The following is a 1,423-nucleotide window of genomic DNA, read 5'->3' on the forward strand; positions in this document are numbered from 1 at the left end:
ATTTATTAATGGAGGAAATACGAATGAAACCAACTTTCAAGGCGATCCGCACGATGCTCCTCGCTGCCGGGGCGGCAGGTGTTCTTCTTGCGTCTCCGGCTATGTCCCGCGACTTCAGGTCGGCCGACATTCACCCGAATGACTATCCGACAGTTCAGGGCGCCATGTATATGGGCAAGATCCTGTCCGAGCGCACCAATGGCCGCCTCGGCGTCAAGGTTTTCCCGAACGGTGCACTGGGTGACGAACGCGGCACCATCGAACAGCTGCGCATCGGCGGCCTCGACATGCTGCGCATCAGCGCCGCCGTGGTCAACAACATGGTGCCGGAAACCATCGTTATCTCGATGCCTTTCATCTTCCGCTCGACCGCCCATGAACGCGCCGTGCTTGATGGCCCGATCGGTGAAGAAGTTCTGAAGGCACTTGAGAAGCAGGGCATGGTTGGCCTTGCCTTCTACGACAGCGGCGCACGCTCGATGTACACCAAGAAGCCGATCAAGACGCTTGCCGACCTTCACAACATGAAGATCCGCGTCCAGCAGTCCGACATGTTCGTCGCAATGGTTCAGGCTCTCGGTGCCAACGCAACGCCGATGCCGATGGGCGAAGTCTATACCGGCCTGAAGACCGGCATCATCGATGCCGCCGAGAACAACTACCCGTCCTATGAATCGTCTCACCATTACGAGGCAGCCAAGTATTACACCCGTACTGAACATGCCATGGTGCCGGAACTGCTGCTCTTCTCCAAGCCGATCTGGGACAAGCTGCCGCCGGAAGACCAGGCTCTGATCCGTCAGGCAGCCAAGGACTCGGTGGTTGAACAACGCCGTCTCTGGGATGCACGCGAAGCCACTTCGAAGGAAATCGTCGAAAAGGCCGGCAGCATCATCGAGGACGTCAATAATAAGCAGGAATTCGTCGATGCGATGAAGCCTGTCTACGACCAGTTCGCCAAGACGCCTGAACTTCAGGACCTCGTCAAGCGGATCCAGGCAACCAAGTAAACCATGAAGGAAGCAGCTCCAGACCGGAGCTGCTTCCTCCTCCTAAAGCCTGCACGCCGGATAAGAGGCGCCGGGCACTACAAACCTCAAGACACCGCGCATCGTACACTCCGAAGACCGAGCCAGGTATTCGGGCGGGTGCGCCCGGGGGATAATATGAACACTCACAGCAAATCTGAAGCTGCCCATCCACCTGCGATGACTGGCTGGCTGACGAGCATCAACGCACCACTGGCCAAGCTCGGCATGATTCTCGCCATTACTGGCTTGCTGACGCTTGTCGCCGTCGTTTTCTACCAGGTCTTCGGCCGTTACGTGCTGAACGACTCGCCCAGCTGGACAGAAAACCTTGCAATCGTCCTTATTCTCTATGTCACCATGATCGGGGCTGCCGTCGGCGTCCGCGATGCTGG

General features: G+C 57.7%; 2 protein-coding genes. Both read left to right on the top strand.

Annotated features, from left to right (window positions below):
• The first annotated feature begins 23 nt into the window (after positions 1 to 23).
• Complete coding sequence (locus tag HNQ72_RS30360; protein WP_183998371.1) at positions 24 to 1,010, top strand: TRAP transporter substrate-binding protein; 987 nt, start codon at positions 24 to 26, stop codon at positions 1,008 to 1,010.
• Between the two features lie 156 nt (positions 1,011 to 1,166).
• The coding region (locus HNQ72_RS30890) for a TRAP transporter small permease (RefSeq protein WP_246450680.1) at positions 1,167 to 1,423 on the top strand (257 nt) is incomplete at its 3' end.

The organism is Aliirhizobium wenxiniae (assembly GCF_014201355.1).
In the GTDB taxonomy this organism is placed as follows: Bacteria; Pseudomonadota; Alphaproteobacteria; order Rhizobiales; family Rhizobiaceae; genus Neorhizobium; species Neorhizobium wenxiniae.